Annotated in this window: 14 protein-coding genes; 6 read left to right on the top strand and 8 right to left on the bottom strand. The window is 68.4% G+C overall.

All coding sequences use genetic code 11. The features are described from left to right. The coding region (locus ACZ3HV_RS15525; protein WP_465684756.1) for a serine/threonine-protein kinase at window positions 1–1,251 on the bottom strand (1,251 nt) is incomplete at its 3' end. Window positions 1,252–1,683: 432 nt separating this feature from the next. Further along, window positions 1,684–3,792, bottom strand: a complete 2,109-nt coding sequence (locus ACZ3HV_RS15520) for a vWA domain-containing protein (RefSeq protein WP_465684754.1) — start codon at window positions 3,790–3,792, stop codon at window positions 1,684–1,686. 183 nt (window positions 3,793–3,975) lie between these two features. On the opposite strand from ACZ3HV_RS15520, the gene ACZ3HV_RS15515 reads away from it, so the two are divergent. From ACZ3HV_RS15515 to ACZ3HV_RS15495, 5 genes are all read left to right on the top strand, one after another. Continuing rightward, window positions 3,976–4,635: a helix-turn-helix domain-containing protein gene (locus tag ACZ3HV_RS15515; RefSeq protein ID WP_465684752.1), complete on the top strand. Its 660-nt coding sequence runs from the start codon at window positions 3,976–3,978 to the stop codon at window positions 4,633–4,635. A gap of 176 nt (window positions 4,636–4,811) precedes the next feature. After that, window positions 4,812–5,684 (top strand): substrate-binding periplasmic protein, encoded by an 873-nt coding sequence (locus ACZ3HV_RS15510; RefSeq protein ID WP_465684750.1) that lies wholly within the window; start codon window positions 4,812–4,814, stop codon window positions 5,682–5,684. A 3-nt stretch (window positions 5,685–5,687) separates the two neighbouring features. Continuing rightward, a complete protein-coding gene (locus ACZ3HV_RS15505; RefSeq protein WP_465684748.1) occupies window positions 5,688–6,443 on the top strand; it encodes an amino acid ABC transporter permease in 756 nt (251 codons plus the stop codon). Next, window positions 6,430–7,191, top strand: coding sequence for an amino acid ABC transporter ATP-binding protein (locus tag ACZ3HV_RS15500; protein ID WP_465684746.1), 762 nt, complete (start codon window positions 6,430–6,432; stop codon window positions 7,189–7,191). The genes ACZ3HV_RS15505 and ACZ3HV_RS15500 overlap by 14 nt, the downstream gene beginning before the upstream one ends. Window positions 7,192–7,324: 133 nt before the next feature. Then, a complete protein-coding gene (locus ACZ3HV_RS15495) occupies window positions 7,325–8,062 on the top strand; it encodes a polysaccharide deacetylase family protein (RefSeq protein WP_465684744.1) in 738 nt (245 codons plus the stop codon). Here ACZ3HV_RS15495 and ACZ3HV_RS15490 read toward each other — a convergent pair. Further along, window positions 8,059–8,811 carry an HAD-IIA family hydrolase gene (locus ACZ3HV_RS15490; RefSeq protein ID WP_360365558.1) on the bottom strand — a complete coding sequence of 251 codons (753 nt, stop codon included), beginning with the start codon at window positions 8,809–8,811 and terminating at the stop codon, window positions 8,059–8,061. The two genes, ACZ3HV_RS15495 and ACZ3HV_RS15490, sit on opposite strands and share 4 nt — an antisense overlap. A 116-nt stretch (window positions 8,812–8,927) precedes the next feature. On the opposite strand from ACZ3HV_RS15490, the gene ACZ3HV_RS15485 reads away from it, so the two are divergent. Continuing rightward, window positions 8,928–10,145, top strand: a complete 1,218-nt coding sequence (locus tag ACZ3HV_RS15485; RefSeq protein WP_465684742.1) for an MFS transporter — start codon at window positions 8,928–8,930, stop codon at window positions 10,143–10,145. Here ACZ3HV_RS15485 and rpe read toward each other — a convergent pair. From rpe to ACZ3HV_RS15460, 5 genes are read right to left on the bottom strand one after another with little or no spacing between them, the layout of a single operon-like run. Continuing rightward, on the bottom strand, window positions 10,110–10,775 hold the full coding sequence (gene rpe / locus ACZ3HV_RS15480) for a ribulose-phosphate 3-epimerase (protein WP_465684740.1): 666 nt from the start codon (window positions 10,773–10,775) through the stop codon (window positions 10,110–10,112). The genes ACZ3HV_RS15485 and rpe overlap by 36 nt on opposite strands. Then, entirely contained in the window at window positions 10,717–11,517 is an 801-nt protein-coding gene (locus ACZ3HV_RS15475; RefSeq protein WP_465684738.1) for a cobalt-precorrin-6A reductase, read from the bottom strand. Before ACZ3HV_RS15475 ends, rpe begins: the two co-directional genes overlap by 59 nt. After that, entirely contained in the window at window positions 11,514–12,254 is a 741-nt protein-coding gene (cobM, locus tag ACZ3HV_RS15470; protein ID WP_465684736.1) for a precorrin-4 C(11)-methyltransferase, read from the bottom strand. The genes ACZ3HV_RS15475 and cobM overlap by 4 nt, the downstream gene beginning before the upstream one ends. Further along, complete coding sequence (gene cbiE / locus ACZ3HV_RS15465; RefSeq protein WP_465684734.1) at window positions 12,251–13,453, bottom strand: precorrin-6y C5,15-methyltransferase (decarboxylating) subunit CbiE; 1,203 nt, start codon at window positions 13,451–13,453, stop codon at window positions 12,251–12,253. The genes cobM and cbiE overlap by 4 nt, the downstream gene beginning before the upstream one ends. Then, window positions 13,443–13,829 (bottom strand): pyridoxamine 5'-phosphate oxidase family protein, encoded by a 387-nt coding sequence (locus tag ACZ3HV_RS15460; protein WP_465684732.1) that lies wholly within the window; start codon window positions 13,827–13,829, stop codon window positions 13,443–13,445. The genes cbiE and ACZ3HV_RS15460 overlap by 11 nt, the downstream gene beginning before the upstream one ends. Between the last annotated feature and the right edge of the window lie 41 nt (window positions 13,830–13,870).

The following is a 13,870-nucleotide window of genomic DNA, read 5'->3' as shown; positions in this document are numbered from 1 at the left end:
GTGCCCGCCGCGTCCAGCCGAAGCGTGCCCGCCGCGTCCAGCCGAAGCGTGCTCGCCGCGTCCAGCCGAAGCGTGCTCGCCGCGTCCAGCCGAAGCGTGCTCGCCGCGTCCAGCCGAAGCGTGCTCGCCGCGTCCAGCCGAAGCGTGCTCGCCGCGTCCAGCCGAAGTGTGCTCGCCGTGTCCGGCCCGAGCCTGCCCACCGCCCCCGGCCTGGGCCTGCCGCCTCTCCCCGGCGGGCGTCTGTCCCCAGCCGTCGGTCGAAGCCTGCTGCCTCTCCGGACCCACTTGTTGCAGAGCCGGTTGTTCCGGACCTGGTTGTTGTTGAACCCCGCGCTCCGGTGCCGATGGTTGTTGGGCCGGTTGTTGTTGGGCCGGTTGTTGTGGGGCCGGTTGTTGTGGGGCTGGGCCTGTTGGGGTCCACAAGCGTGGGAGGGGCGGGAGCTGGTCGAAGACTTCCGGAGCGTCAGGGTCGTCAGCCCAGGGCGCGGTGGCTTCGGGCGGGAGTACACCGCTGGCGGCCAAGAGGCGGCCCGCTTCGTGAGCGGATTCGGGGCGGTCGGAAGGATCGGTCGCCGTGCTCCGGTGGATGAACTCGCCGAGGGGACCGTCGACGACCGGCAGCTTGCCGTCTGCGCCGGGGCGCTCGCCGGTGAGGAGCTCGACGGCCACGGCGCCTACGGCGTACAGATCCTGGCGCGGGTCGGGGTCGGCTCCGGCCAGCTGTTCAGGAGCCAGGTAGCCCGGCGTGCCGAGGATCGTGCTCTGCCGAGTCATCCGCGGCTCGTCGACCAGTCCCGCGACGCCGAAGTCAGACAGCCGGAGATGCGGCCTACCCGTACCCGTGACGTCGAGCAAGAGGTTGGCCGGCTTCACATCCCGGTGGACGACCCCTGCGGCATGAACCGCGGACAGACCGTGCAGAAGTTGATCCAGCAGGACCGCCACGTACGACGCCGGAAGCGGACCGTGATCACCGAGCAGAGTTGCGACGGACCCACCACGAACCAGATCCATCGCGAACACGACCTTGTCGTCGTCGGCCGCCCAACCATGCGGAGCGACAACATGCGGATGCTCGATCCGCAACGACTGCTCCCGGACGAACCTCAACAACGCGGCCGCATCATGCTGCCCAAGCACCTTCGCTGCCACGTACGCCGACCGCCGCAGGTCCCACGCCCGCCAGACCGACCCCATCCCCCCGGTCCCAACCAGGTCGATCAGCCGATACCGCCCCGCAAACGCCTCCACCACAGAAACTTATCGCCCCAGGGGTCGCCCGCACCCCAACCCCCAGCCAACCAGCCGGGGCAGAGGGTGCACCGGAAGCCGACGAGCAGGACATGCGCCGGGCTGAGCAGGCTCCGGCAGGCTCCGCCAGCTCCGGCAGGATCCGGCAGCTCCGGAGGGCTCCCCGCGGAGTACCTACCGGTCGGCGTCGCGCTGAGCGTCGATCGGACGACATGGGGCAAAGCGCGCAGCAGCCGCGCCGGGCTGGGCGTCGACCGGCTGGCGTTGGTCGAGCGTGTAGCGGCCAATGGTCGAGCGTTGGTGGGGTGCCGCGGGGGACTTCGCTGGCTCCCGGGGTGCTCGGAATGGGTCCCGCTGATGTCGCGCCGAATCACCAAGCGGTCCGAAGACACGAGCCCGGACCACCTGGGGTGGTCCGGGCTCGTGCATGCGTCAGCGGTGTGGTGGTTGGTGGGGCGGTTGCTGGTGGCTCTGGTTTGGGCCCTGCTGCGGCGGATGATTCGGGTACTGCGGCGGGGTCTGGTTCGGGTACTGCGGTGGGGTCGGGTTCGGGTATGGCTGCTGCCCGGGCTGCCAGGCTGCCACGCCCGGCTGGGCGGTCGCTGGCTTCTTGCGGAGGCGGAGTACTGCGAAGACTCCGAGCATCAGGAGGAGTGCGCCGCCTCCGCCGAGGCCTGCGATCAGGCCGACCGGAGTGCTATCGCCCGAGTCGGCACTCCCCTGGATCGGGCCGCCGGCTTCGGTGTTGTTGCCGTCGTCGTTGCCGTTGCTGGGGGTGGCTGAGGGGTCCGCGGTTGGTGAGGGCGTGACCGAGTCACCTGAGACAGGCGTTGCGCCGTCGACGTACTGCGGTTGTCCGGTGCCGGCGGTGCCCTGGAGTCCGACGGTCAGTGTCAGCGGGATCGCGAAGGCCTTGTCGTCGGCTTTCCGGGTCAGCGAGACCGCGATGTAGTACTCGCCGGGGGTCGAGGTGCCGGTGTCCTGGTTGTTGGCTCCGTTCCGGTTCAGGTACCGGATCTCTTTGGTCGTGACGGCCTTGACCAGGCCACGCTTGGTGAGCACAGCCTTCGTGTACGAACCACCTGGCACCTTCTTGGCGAAGACGGCGTACACATCCTCACCGATCGGCGAGATCAGCGCGGTATCCACGTAGCGGATCCCGTCGATGGCCTCGGCCGTGGCGCCGGCCATCTCCGGCACCGTGATCTGCGCCTGGATGCGCTGGCCCCAGTCGGCCTTGACCTTGTAGAGCTGCAACTCGCCCGGCATCAGCGTCGTCTTGTAGCTCCCGGGCTGAAGCAGCGGCGCATCCGGGAAGCTCGAACCGGGAACGATCTCACGCGGGGTCGAACCGGGCATCGGAACCCAGACCGGGTCGCCGGCCGGCGCCGGGAGGCTGGTGGTCGAATCCACCGGCGGCTCCTCGTCGATCCGCAGTTCGTAGGGCACTCCCTTGATCTCCCGGAAGTCCTTGCCTGGGTTCACGGTCAGCACCAGCTGCTCGGACTCGGCGCATTCGTCGTCCGTCTTCTTGTACTTCGACCAGCTCGCGGCCGTGCCGGTGGCGAGGCCCTGATCACCGTCGAACGCTCTCGGGTAGCTCCAGCCACATTGCTCACCGGTGAGCGTGTTGAGCTTCACCTCGGCCTGGATGACGAAGCTGCCACCCGACGGACGCCGGAAGCTCACCCCGGCCCGCAGCGTCGAACCGGTCACGGTCCGCTTGATCAGGTAGTGCTTCGACGTGCTGTCCACCCCGAACGCGTCGGAGTAGTGGCCCGGGGCAAGCACCGGTGCACCTTCCTGCTGCGCCGCACCCTGGACCGGCGTACCGGAGATCCGGAAAGGGCGGAAGGCCCGGGTCGACAGGCGATCCAGCCCGGCCTCGAGGTCGATGGTCGAGTCGGCGTCGTAGTAGTCGCCGCGGCCTTCTCGAGCGACGCACTGCAGTTGGGTCCGTGCCTTTCCGCCGACGCGGAACCCGACCACGTCGATCTTCAGATCGATGCCCTGCTTGGCGATCGACTGCGCCACCGCACAGGGATCCGGCGCACAAGTGGCCTCGCCGTCGGAGACCAGCACGATCGTGCGCTGACCGGTCGAGCCGAGGTCGTTGGCCGCCTGCTGCAGCGCGTAGCCGATCGGAGTCTCGCCGTACGGCTTGTACTTCGTGATCGCGGCCTGCAGTTGCGGCCGGTTGTCCGTGCCGATCGGGACGGTCAACTGGGTGTCGGTGCACGCGCCCGCCTGGGTGCGTTTGAACACGGTCGCGCCATACACCCGCAGACCCACCTCAGCGGTCGGCGGAAGCTTGGTGACCACCTGGGTCAGCGCGGTCCGGGCCGCCGCGATCTTCGTCTGCCCGTCGCCGGCCGGCTCCTTCATCGAGCCGGACGAGTCCAGCACGAGGACGAGCTTGCCGCTCGCCGGATCGGGGTCGGCCAGCGCCGTCCCGGTCGTCAGCCCGGCGAGTATCGCGGTCAAGGTGATGGCAAGAAGCGCCCACACCGCGGGGCGGCGGTGTCCCTGCAGAGCCGTCATCGTTTCCTCCAGTGAGATTCGCTGTCGCAAACCTTCGCAGTTTGCGATCGCAAATGTCAAGTCACGCTCAGATATTGCCTGATTGTCCGCAGTTGCAAACCCGGACTGGAAATCTGCGTTCGCAACTGCGAAGATGTTTGCAGCCGGTCACGGACGGGTGCGCAGGAAGAGGGGATCACACCGATGGATCAGACAGCCCACAACATCCAGCAGCAGATCGAGTTGTACGGCGAGCCGCTCGGTGAAGTGGTCCGGCGAGTCGCCGGGCCTCTTGGTCTGACTCAGAGCGCCCTCGCGCAGGTCATCGGGCTGTCGGCCCCAATGTTGTCGCAGCTGATGAGCGCTCAACGGGTCAAGATCGGCAACCCCGCGGTGGTGGCGCGACTCCGCGCCGTCTCCGAGCTCGCCGACCTGGCCGTGGCCGGTGAGATCGAACCCGATCACCTTCCGGACGAACTGGACAGGATTCGCGCGGCCACCGGCGCCTACACCGGCTCGACCACCGCGCAATTGCCACGAGGAGCGGTTCACTCGCTCGGCGAGAACAGGATTTCGGTGGCGCCGTTCGCGACACCTGGCGGAATGCCGGCGCCGACGAGTCACCCCTGGCCATCAGCGCCCGGCGGCGTCCCGCCTGAACAGGCCGCGAACACGACGCCGTCCGCACGGGCCGTCGTACGGGAGATCCAGGATCTCTTCCGTGCTGTCGCGTCCGCTGAGGAGATACAGAGCGCGGCCGCCGCGGCCGCGGAACACTCGCCGGCCGTGGCCGAGTTGCTGCTGGCGTACGGGACCGGGCGCACGGCGGATGCGCTTGCCCACTATGAGAAACACCACGCTTGAGCACCGAACGTCGCCTGCCCACTGCGGGCGTTAGGCGTTGATATAGCACGAGGTGGGTGGACACTCTGGCGGCGTCTCAGTAGGTGTCGGGGTGGAATGCCGGGTGCGCGACTGAAGTTGGGTTGCGATGGCGGGGCGGATTGTCCTGCGTTCATTGACGTTGCGAGGAGATACTTGTGCGCGCCTTCAGCGCCCTTCGTCGGGTTGTCGCGGTGGGAGCCGTTGTCACGTTGGCGGTCTCGATGGTTGCCTGCGGCAGCGATCAGGACTCAGCCGCGGGCGGACCGGACCTCGGGCTGATCAAGTCCGGGACGTTGCGGATCGGAACGCTGACCGACGCGCCGCCGAACGTGTACGTGAAGGACGGCAAGTTCACCGGGTTCGACAACGACCTGATCACGGCGGTGGCGGCGAAGCTGAACCTGAAGCCCGAGTTCGTCGGAACCGACTTCTCCGCGCTGCTGTCGCAGGTGAACGGCGGACAGTACGATCTCGGCAGCTCGTCGATCACGGTCACCGAGGCGCGGAAGAAGACCGTTGCCTTCAGCAATGGGTACGACTTCGGCTACCTCGGCCTGAACACCACGAAGGACTCCGGCATCACGTCGTTCGACCAGCTCCAGGGCAAGCGCGTGGTCGTGGTCCAGGGCACCGTCCAGGACGACTACGCCACCGGCAAGAACCTCAACCCGGTCCGCGTGCCGAACTACAACGCCGCGCTCGGCCAGCTGAAGGCCGGCACGGCGGACGCGTGGGTCTCGCCCGCCGAGATCGGCGAGAAGATGGCCAAGGAGCAGGGTGGCGGCACCGTGATCCTGGCCGCCAAGGAGCTGAGTGACGCGCCGATGGCCTTCGCCGTCGCCAAGAGCAACGACAAGCTGCGCGACGCAGTGAACAAGGCGCTCGACGAGGTGATCGCCGACGGCACCTGGACCAAGCTGGTAGAGCAGTACTACCCGGGTCGCGCCGTGCCGGCGAACTTCAAGCCGGGCTCCGGCAGCGTCAGCTTCACGGTCCCGAAGGCGACCGGTACTCCGGTGGCCGGCTGACCCATGGACATCTGGTCCACGCTGAACGACACCTTCCTCGACTGGGGATCGATGAAGGCAGTCCTGCCCGAGATGCTGAAGGTCGGACTGGTCAACACCCTCATCCTGGCGGCCGCCTCGGTCGTGCTGGGCACCTTGCTCGGCATGATCGTGGCGGTGTGTGCCCTGTCGACGAAGCGCTGGCTGCGCTGGCCGGCGAAGATCCACACCGACATCTTCCGCGGGCTGCCCGCCATCCTGACCATCCTGCTGATCGGCCAGGGCCTGTCCCCCGTCACCCGGCACTGGTGGGGACCGAACCCGTACCCACTCGGCATCCTCGCGCTGTCCCTGATCGCCGCGGCGTACATCGGCGAGATCTTCCGCTCCGGCATCCAGAACGTCGAGAAGGGTCAGCTCGAGGCAGCGCGGGCGCTCGGGTTCAGCTATCCGGACGGGATGCGGCTGGTCGTCATCCCGCAGGGAGTACGCCGGGTCCTGCCGGCGCTCGTGAATCAGTTCATCGCGCTGGTGAAGGAGTCGAGCCTGGTCTACTTCCTCGGCCTGCTCGCCAGTCAGCGCGAGCTGTTCCGGATCGGGCAGGACGCGGCCGCAACCAATGGGAACCTGTCCCCGTTGCTGCTCGCGGGCATCTTCTACCTGCTGATCACGGTGCCACTGACCCACCTGGTGAACTACTTCGACAAGCGCCTCCGGGAGGGCCGCCCGGCCCAGACGGAGGACGTCGTACTGGAGGAGCTGGCGCATGCAAACCGCTGAGCTGACTCAAGGGGCGCAGTTTGCCGCGGCCAGCCTCGAGGTCACCGGGGTCGAGCTGGCCTTCGGCAATCACAAGGTGCTGCGAGGTGTGGATCTCGCGGTAGGGGCCGGGCGTACGGCGTGTGTGATCGGGCCATCCGGATCCGGGAAGTCGACGTTGCTGCGCGCGATCAACCGGCTACGCGAACCGGATACCGGCGACGTGAAACTGGCCGGCAAGTCAGTGCTGACAAGCAATCCGGACGAGCTGCGGCGCCGGATCGGGATGGTGTTCCAGCACTTCAACCTCTTCCCGCACAAGTCCGTGCTCGACAACATCACGTTGCCGCTGCGCAAGATCAAGAGGCTCGACCCTGAGCAGGCACGAGCCGCCGCGCTCGAACAGCTGGAGCTGGTCGGGCTCACTCAGAAGGCAGCGGCCCGTCCCGGCAACCTGTCTGGCGGTCAGCAGCAGCGCGTCGCGATTGCGCGAGCGCTAGCAATGAAGCCCGAGGTGATGCTGTTCGACGAGGCCACGTCGGCGCTGGATCCCGAGCTCGTCAAGGGTGTGCTCGGGTTGATGGCTGACCTGGCCCAGGCCGGGATGACAATGGTCGTGGTCACCCACGAGATGGGGTTCGCACGCGAGGTTGCGGACCAGGTCGCGTTCATGGATCAGGGCGTCGTCGTGGAGTCCGGCGTACCGGAGCAGATATTCACGGACGCGGAGTCGCCGCGGCTGCGGCAGTTCCTCTCCCAGGTGCTCTAGACCCCGAGAGAGACCATGCGGCGTCCGCTATCCGTGATTTGTTGACACGGCAACGGCGTGGGCGCTGGCTTTCGCCGCCGGCATGCACATGGTGGACGGGAGGAAGTGAGCCCACCCACCGCCCGGGGGACGCATGGATGTTCGCTTGACGCGTGCCGGCCACCGCATGATCGGACTGGCGATGATGATGGTGGTCAGCGCGGTGATCGGTTCTGTCGTGGTCGCGGCCGCCCGCACCCCGAACCGGTCGGCACCGAGCTCGCCGCCGCCTGCCGCCGCGGCGGCAGCACCCGCCAAGCCCGCCCTGCCCACCAAGTACGTCGTGCTGACCTTCGACGACGGACCTGATGCGGTCTACACGCCGCAGATCCTCGACATTCTCAAGAAGTACGACGCCAAAGCCACGTTCTTCGAGGTCGGCAAGAACGTCACGCGGCACCCCGAGCTGAGCAAGCGGATCCACGAGGCCGGCCACAGCGTGGAGAACCACACCTGGAACCACGCCGACCTCCGCAAGCTGGGCGCCGCCGCGTTCCGCCAGGAGGTCGCGTCGACGGACCAGGCGATCCGGGCCGCCACCGGAGGTACGCCGGCCTGCCTCCGACCGCCGTACGGCGGGATGAACCCCACCGTCCGTCAGCGAGCGAAGGCGCTCGGCAAGGATCTGGTGGTGTGGACCGTCGACTCTCGCGACTGGACCAAGCCCGGTGCGACGGCGATCGTGCGGCACGTACTGGCGAGTGTCCACAACGGATCGGTGATCCTGATGCACGACGGCGGCGGGAACCGCACTCAGACGGTCGCGGCACTGCCCGCAATCCTGAAGTCGCTCAAGGCCCAGGGCTACGGCTTCCGCACTCTGACCTGCTAGGACAGCGCAGTCACCAGCGGGATGACATCCGCGATCGACTCGACGATGCGCGTCGGGCGGTAGGGGAACCGGTCGACTTCGTGTTCGCCGGTGGACCCGGAGAGCACGAGCACGCTGCGGAGACCGGCTTCGAGACCGCTGATGATGTCGGTATCCATCCGGTCGCCGATCATCACGGTCGTCTCGGAGTGCGCCTCGATCCGGTTCAGCGCGCTGCGCATCATCAGCGGGTTGGGCTTGCCGACGAAGTACGGCGCAACGCCAGTGGCGCGCGTGATCAGTGCGGCCACCGAACCGGTCGCGGGCAGCGGACCCTCTTGCGACGGGCCGGTCGGATCCGGATTGGTCGCCAGGAACCGCGCACCGTCCGAGATCAACCGGATCGCCTTGGTGATCGCCTCGAACGAGTACGTGCGGGTCTCCCCCAGTACGACGTAGTCCGGGGCGCGCTCGGTCAGCACGTACCCGACCTCGTGCAGCGCCGTGGTCAGCCCGGCCTCCCCGATGACGTACGCCGTTCCGCCCGGACGCTGGTCGTCCAGGAACTGGGCGGTGGCGAGCGCGCTGGTCCAGATCGCGTCCTCGGGGATGTCGATGCCCGCGGCAAGCAGCCGCGCCCGCAGGTCGCGCGGCGTGAAGATCGAGTTGTTGGTGAGGACAAGGAACTTCTTGCCGGACGCCTGCAGCGAGGCGATGAACTCACCGGCTCCGGGGATCGCGCGCTCTTCGTGCACCAGCACGCCGTCCATGTCGGTCAGCCAGCTCTCCACCGGTTTGTGCTCGGTCACCGACTCATCGTAATTGCCTGACCGGGGCGGTGGGGCGGGGACGGAAAAGTGTCGGTGGCCGGAGTGAGAATGCGGGCATGGAGTTGGCCGGGTACCGCGAGCTGTGGCGAACGCACGGCGTGATGGCGCTGCTGATGTCGTCGCTGCTGGCGCGGTTGCCGATTCTCGCCACGATGGTGCCGCTCGCGTTCCTCGCCAAGGACCTGAGCGGTACGTTCCGCTGGGCCGGCGTGGTCGCGGGTGCGTATTCCATCGGGATGGCGATCGCCGGACCGCTGTGGTCCCGGACCGCCGACCGGCGTGGTGCGCGCGGGGTGCTGCTGGTGACCGGTATCGCCTGGAGCGTGGTGTGCGTCGGGCTCGCCCTGCTTCCGGCCGGGCTGTATCGGCTGATGCCGGTGCTCACCCTGGCCTGCGGGGCGCTCGTGCCACCGGTGATGCAGACGCTGCGGGCTGCCTGGCCCCGGGTGGTCCAGGGCCCTGCGCTGCGGACGGCGTACGCGGTGGATGCGACGGCTCAGGAGTTGCTGTTCATCGTCGGGCCGATGCTCGGCGCAACGGCGGTGAGCGTTGCCAGTCCGCGCCTCGGTGTCCTGCTCGCGGGGTCCTCGTCGGCCGTCTTCATCTGGTGGTACGCGCTCCGACAACCCGCGCCGCTCTCCCGGGACCACCACGGCGAGGCGCCACTGACCACGCGCCAACTGCTCTGGCATCGGTACCGGTTGCCGCTCATCCTTTCCTTCGGCCTGTGGGTGATGGCGTTCAACGGGATCTCGCTCGGCATCGTGGCGTTCGCGGACGAGCACGGTCAACGACTGATCGCGGGCATCTTCGAAGCCGTCTGGGCGTTCGGGAGCTTGGTCGGCGGAGCCATCGCGGGTGCGTTGCCCGGTCGGCGTACGTCGTACCTCTGGCGGCGGGCTGCTCTGGTCACGGCGGGGATGCTGCTGTGTGTCTTCGCGACGTGGTCACCGGTGTCGCTCGGGGTAGCGCTGATGGTGTCCGGGCTGACGTTGGCTCCGGCGATCGGTGCTCTGTACGAGCGTCTGGGCGCGCTGACTCCGGATGCGGTCCGGACCGAGGTGTTCGGGTGGATGGGCAGTGCCGCGATGGGTGGTGCCGCGATCGGGTCTGCTGTGTCGGGCGCGGTGATCGAGAGCTTCGGCGTGCGCTACGTGTGGCTGGTGGCCGCCGTACTCGCGGCAGTCTCGTTGGTGCTGTTGTTGCGGATCCCGGCGGATCCGCAACCCGAACCCGCGCTACCGGCCGGCGGCCTGCTCGGCGAGACCGCGTAGCTCCTCGACCATCGCATTCGGATTGTCGGCGGCGTAGACGGCCGAGCCGGCCACGAAAACGTCGGCGCCCGCATCGGCGCACTGCTCGATCGTGTCGGCCGAGACGCCGCCATCGATCTCGATCCAGAGGTCGAGGCCGTGCTTGTCCAGGAGTTCGCGGGTCCGGCGGATCTTCGGCACACACACGTCGAGGAACTTCTGTCCACCGAAGCCGGGCTCGACGGTCATGATCAGGATCATGTCGAGCTCGGACAGCAGGTCCTCGTACGGCTCGATCGGCGTGGCGGGCTTGAGCGCCATCGCGGCCCGGGCGCCCTTGGCGCGGATCTCGCGCGCCGTGCGGATCGGCGCCTTACACGCCTCGACGTGGAAGGTGACACTGGACGCGCCCGCCTCGACGTAGCCGGGTGCCCAGCGGTCCGGGTCCTCGATCATCAGGTGACAGTCGAGCGGGGTGTCGGTCGCCTTCGCCAGCGACTCCACCACGGGCAGGCCGAGGGTGAGGTTCGGGACGAAGTGGTTGTCCATCACGTCGACATGCAGCCAGTCGGCGTTCGACACGGCAGCCGCCTCATCCGCCAGCCGTGCGAAGTCGGCGGACAGGATGCTCGGCGCGATCTGAATCCCCATGGGACGACAATCTACCGGGGCGATCGCCGAGCCAGGCCACGACCTCAGCGCTGGTGTGGGCGGTGGGGATGCCGGCTGGGAGTGGCGGGCGTTCGATGAGCACCACGGGGATGTCCATTCGGCGAGCAGCCTCGAGTTTGGCGGCGGTCATGTCTCCACCGCTGTCCTTGGTGACCAGGACGTCGATCAGGTGCTCGCGCATCAGATCCAGTTCGCCGGCGACCTCGAAGGGACCGCGGGCGAGGATCAGCGTGCACCAGGTCGGCGGTGGTTCCGGCGGGTCGACGCAGCGGGCAAGCGTCCAGAGGCCGGTGGTCGCGAAGGCCTGCAGACCCTGGCGCCCGATCGTGAGGAACGCACGCGATCCCAGGGTCGGGAGGAGCGCGGCCGCAGCGTCGATGGTGTCGGCACGGTGCCAGCGGTCTGCAGCCTGCGCGGTCCAGCCGGGTCGGCGGAGGACCAGGAGCGGTACGCCCACCTCGCCTGCAGCCGCAACCGCATGAGCGGTCATCGTGGCCGCGAACGGGTGAGTCGCGTCGATCACGGCGTCGACCGGGTGAGCGCGCAGCCAAGCCACCAGACCGTCGACGCCGCCGAAGCCGCCCGACCGGACCGCACCAACTGGCAGCCGCGCGTCGGTGGTTCGTCCCGCCAGGGAGGACACCACTTCAACACCGGCGGACGTTAGAACCTGCGCCAACGAGCGCGCCTCACCGGTGCCACCAAGCAACAGAACCTTCATCGCACCCGCGTGGCCGAATACAGATGGCTGTCCCGGAAGGTCGTTGCCGACAGCACCTTGCCGACGATTATCACCGCGGTACGGCGGATGTCCGCGACCCGCACCTGTTCCGCGATGTCCGCCAGCGTCCCCCGCAGAACCACCTCGTCCGCTCGCGACGCGCGCGCGACCACCGCGACCGGACAGTCCGCACCGTAGCTCGGCGAGAGCTCCTCGACGACCCGATCGATCTGCTGAACGGCGAGATGGAGTACGAGCGTCGCCCGGCTCGCACCGAGATTCGCAAGGTCCTCCCCCGCGGGCATCGCGCTGGCCCGGCCGCCGATCCGGGTGAGGATCACTGTCTGACCGACCTCGGGCACAGTGAGCTCGCGGCCGAGCGTCGCCGCGGCCGCCGCGAAGGCGGGTACACCGGGCGTCACGTCGTACGGGATGTCCAGCGCGTCGAGGCGGCGCATCTGCTCGGCCATCGCGCTGAACACGGACGGATCGCCGGAGTGGAGCCGGGCGACGTCGAGTCCGGACGCATGGGCGGCGGAGAGTTCAGCGATGATCTCGTCGAGGTTGAGCGCGGCGGTGTCGACCTTGTGGGCGCCGACCGGGCAGTGATCCAGGAGTTCGACCGGGACGAGCGCACCGGCGTACAGGCAGACCGGTGAGGCGGCGATCAGGTCACGGCCGCGCACGGTGATCAGATCGGCGGCACCCGGACCGGCTCCGATGAAGTGCACGGTCATTTCGTCACACTCCAGATCGTCACGGGCATGGCGGGACGCCAGCCGGTCATGGTCCCGACAGGGGACGCGTGCTGGACCTCCAGGCGGATCAGGTCGCCGCCGAGGCCGCCGTACCACTGGGCGATGAGTGCCTCGGTCTCCAGCGTCACACCGTTGACTACCAACCGGCCGCCGGGTCGCAGCGCGTTCCAGCAGGCGTCGAACATGCCGGTGGCCGTCGCTCCCCCGCCGATGAAGATCGCGTCGGGTGACTGCAGCCCGTCCAGTGCCGCCGGGGCCGCACCATGGACCACGTCGACCGAGACTCCGAGCGAGGCCGCGTTCCGTTCCAGCCGCTTCGCGCGGTCCGGGTCGCGTTCGATCGCTATCGCGCGGCAGGTTGGGTGATGACGCGACCATTCGATCGCGATACTGCCCGCGCCGCCGCCGATGTCCCACAGCAACTGCCCCGGCACGGGTGCGAGGCGGGACAGCGTCACCGCGCGCACCTCGCGCTTGGTCAGCTGTCCGTCACTCTCATATGCGTCGTCCGGCAGACCGGGCGCTGTTGGCAGCAGGGCAGCGTCCGGCCCCGCCTCGCAGAGCACACCGATCACGTTCAGTGCAGCGGCGTCATGCGACCACTCAGCGGCTCGGGTGGTCCGCACGCGCTCCAAGGGTCCGCCGAGCTGTTCAAGGACGGTGAGTTCGCTGGAGCCGTAGCCGCGTTCGGTCAGGAGTGCGGCGACCTCGTCAGGTGTGTGAGCTCCCCAACTGAGGATCAGCAGCCGTCTACCCGGCTGGATATGCGGGTGGACCAGCTCGACCGGATGGCCGACCAGACTCACTACCTGGACCTGGTCCTGCGGCCACCCGAGCCGAGCACAGGCCAGGGACACGCTCGACGGCTGCGGGATGACGCGTACGGCGTCAGCGCCCAGCAACCGCGTCAGCGTCGTACCGATGCCGTGGAACGTCGGGTCACCACTGGCCAGCACGCAGACGCGTCGACCGGAGTGCTCCGACAGCAAGCCAGGTAGGGCCGCAGACAACTTCGAAGGCCACGCCACCCGCTCTGCGTCGACATCAGGCACCAGCTCGAGCTGACGAGTACTCCCCATCAAGACCTCGGCTGCCTGCACCGCTGCCTGCGCAGAAGGAGACAGGCCATCCCAGCCGTCCGCGCCGACCCCGACCACAGTCACGATCTCAGCCGGCATTGCCGAGCACCTTGGTCACGGTGATCTCGATGACCACGCGGCGTGGGTTCTCCCGCGGCTCGCGGTACCTCTTCGCGTACCGGCGTACCGCCTCCTCGACGCGCACCGGGTCGTCGCTCACCACCGCACGCCCCTCGAGCGTGCTCCACCGCCGCCCGTCCACCTGCGTCACGGCGACCGCGGCTCCCTCCGGACCTGCCTTCCGGACCGTCCGCGCCTTGTGCGACGTCCCCGAGCAGATCACTCGCGCAATACCCGCCTCCACATCCAGCGTGGCGCCCACCGGCGTCGCATGCACAGTCCCATCCGCGCGCACCGTACTCAGCACACACAGACGCCGCTCGGTCCAGAACCCAGCAAGTCGCTCACTCAACACCCAGCGATCGTAAACAGGCCCGCCCGGTGAGGTGCCGGGCG

Source organism: Kribbella sp. NPDC020701, from assembly GCF_055562215.1.
Note: the sequence above shows the minus strand (reverse complement) of the source record. Positions and strands in the feature narration are given on the sequence as shown.

What these genes read in the sequence shown, in the direction of transcription:
- ACZ3HV_RS15520 (WP_465684754.1), bottom strand. Translation starts at nt 3,792, where the DNA reads ATGACGGCTCTGCAGGGACACCGCCGCCCCGCGGTGTGGGCGCTTCTT.
- ACZ3HV_RS15515 (WP_465684752.1), top strand. Translation starts at nt 3,976, where the DNA reads ATGGATCAGACAGCCCACAACATCCAGCAGCAGATCGAGTTGTACGGC.
- ACZ3HV_RS15505 (WP_465684748.1), top strand. Translation starts at nt 5,688, where the DNA reads ATGGACATCTGGTCCACGCTGAACGACACCTTCCTCGACTGGGGATCG.
- ACZ3HV_RS15500 (WP_465684746.1), top strand. Translation starts at nt 6,430, where the DNA reads ATGCAAACCGCTGAGCTGACTCAAGGGGCGCAGTTTGCCGCGGCCAGC.
- ACZ3HV_RS15495 (WP_465684744.1), top strand. Translation starts at nt 7,325, where the DNA reads ATGGATGTTCGCTTGACGCGTGCCGGCCACCGCATGATCGGACTGGCG.
- ACZ3HV_RS15490 (WP_360365558.1), bottom strand. Translation starts at nt 8,811, where the DNA reads ATGGACGGCGTGCTGGTGCACGAAGAGCGCGCGATCCCCGGAGCCGGT.
- ACZ3HV_RS15485 (WP_465684742.1), top strand. Translation starts at nt 8,928, where the DNA reads ATGGAGTTGGCCGGGTACCGCGAGCTGTGGCGAACGCACGGCGTGATG.
- rpe (WP_465684740.1), bottom strand. Translation starts at nt 10,775, where the DNA reads ATGGGGATTCAGATCGCGCCGAGCATCCTGTCCGCCGACTTCGCACGG.
- ACZ3HV_RS15475 (WP_465684738.1), bottom strand. Translation starts at nt 11,517, where the DNA reads ATGAAGGTTCTGTTGCTTGGTGGCACCGGTGAGGCGCGCTCGTTGGCG.
- cobM (WP_465684736.1), bottom strand. Translation starts at nt 12,254, where the DNA reads ATGACCGTGCACTTCATCGGAGCCGGTCCGGGTGCCGCCGATCTGATC.
- cbiE (WP_465684734.1), bottom strand. Translation starts at nt 13,453, where the DNA reads ATGCCGGCTGAGATCGTGACTGTGGTCGGGGTCGGCGCGGACGGCTGG.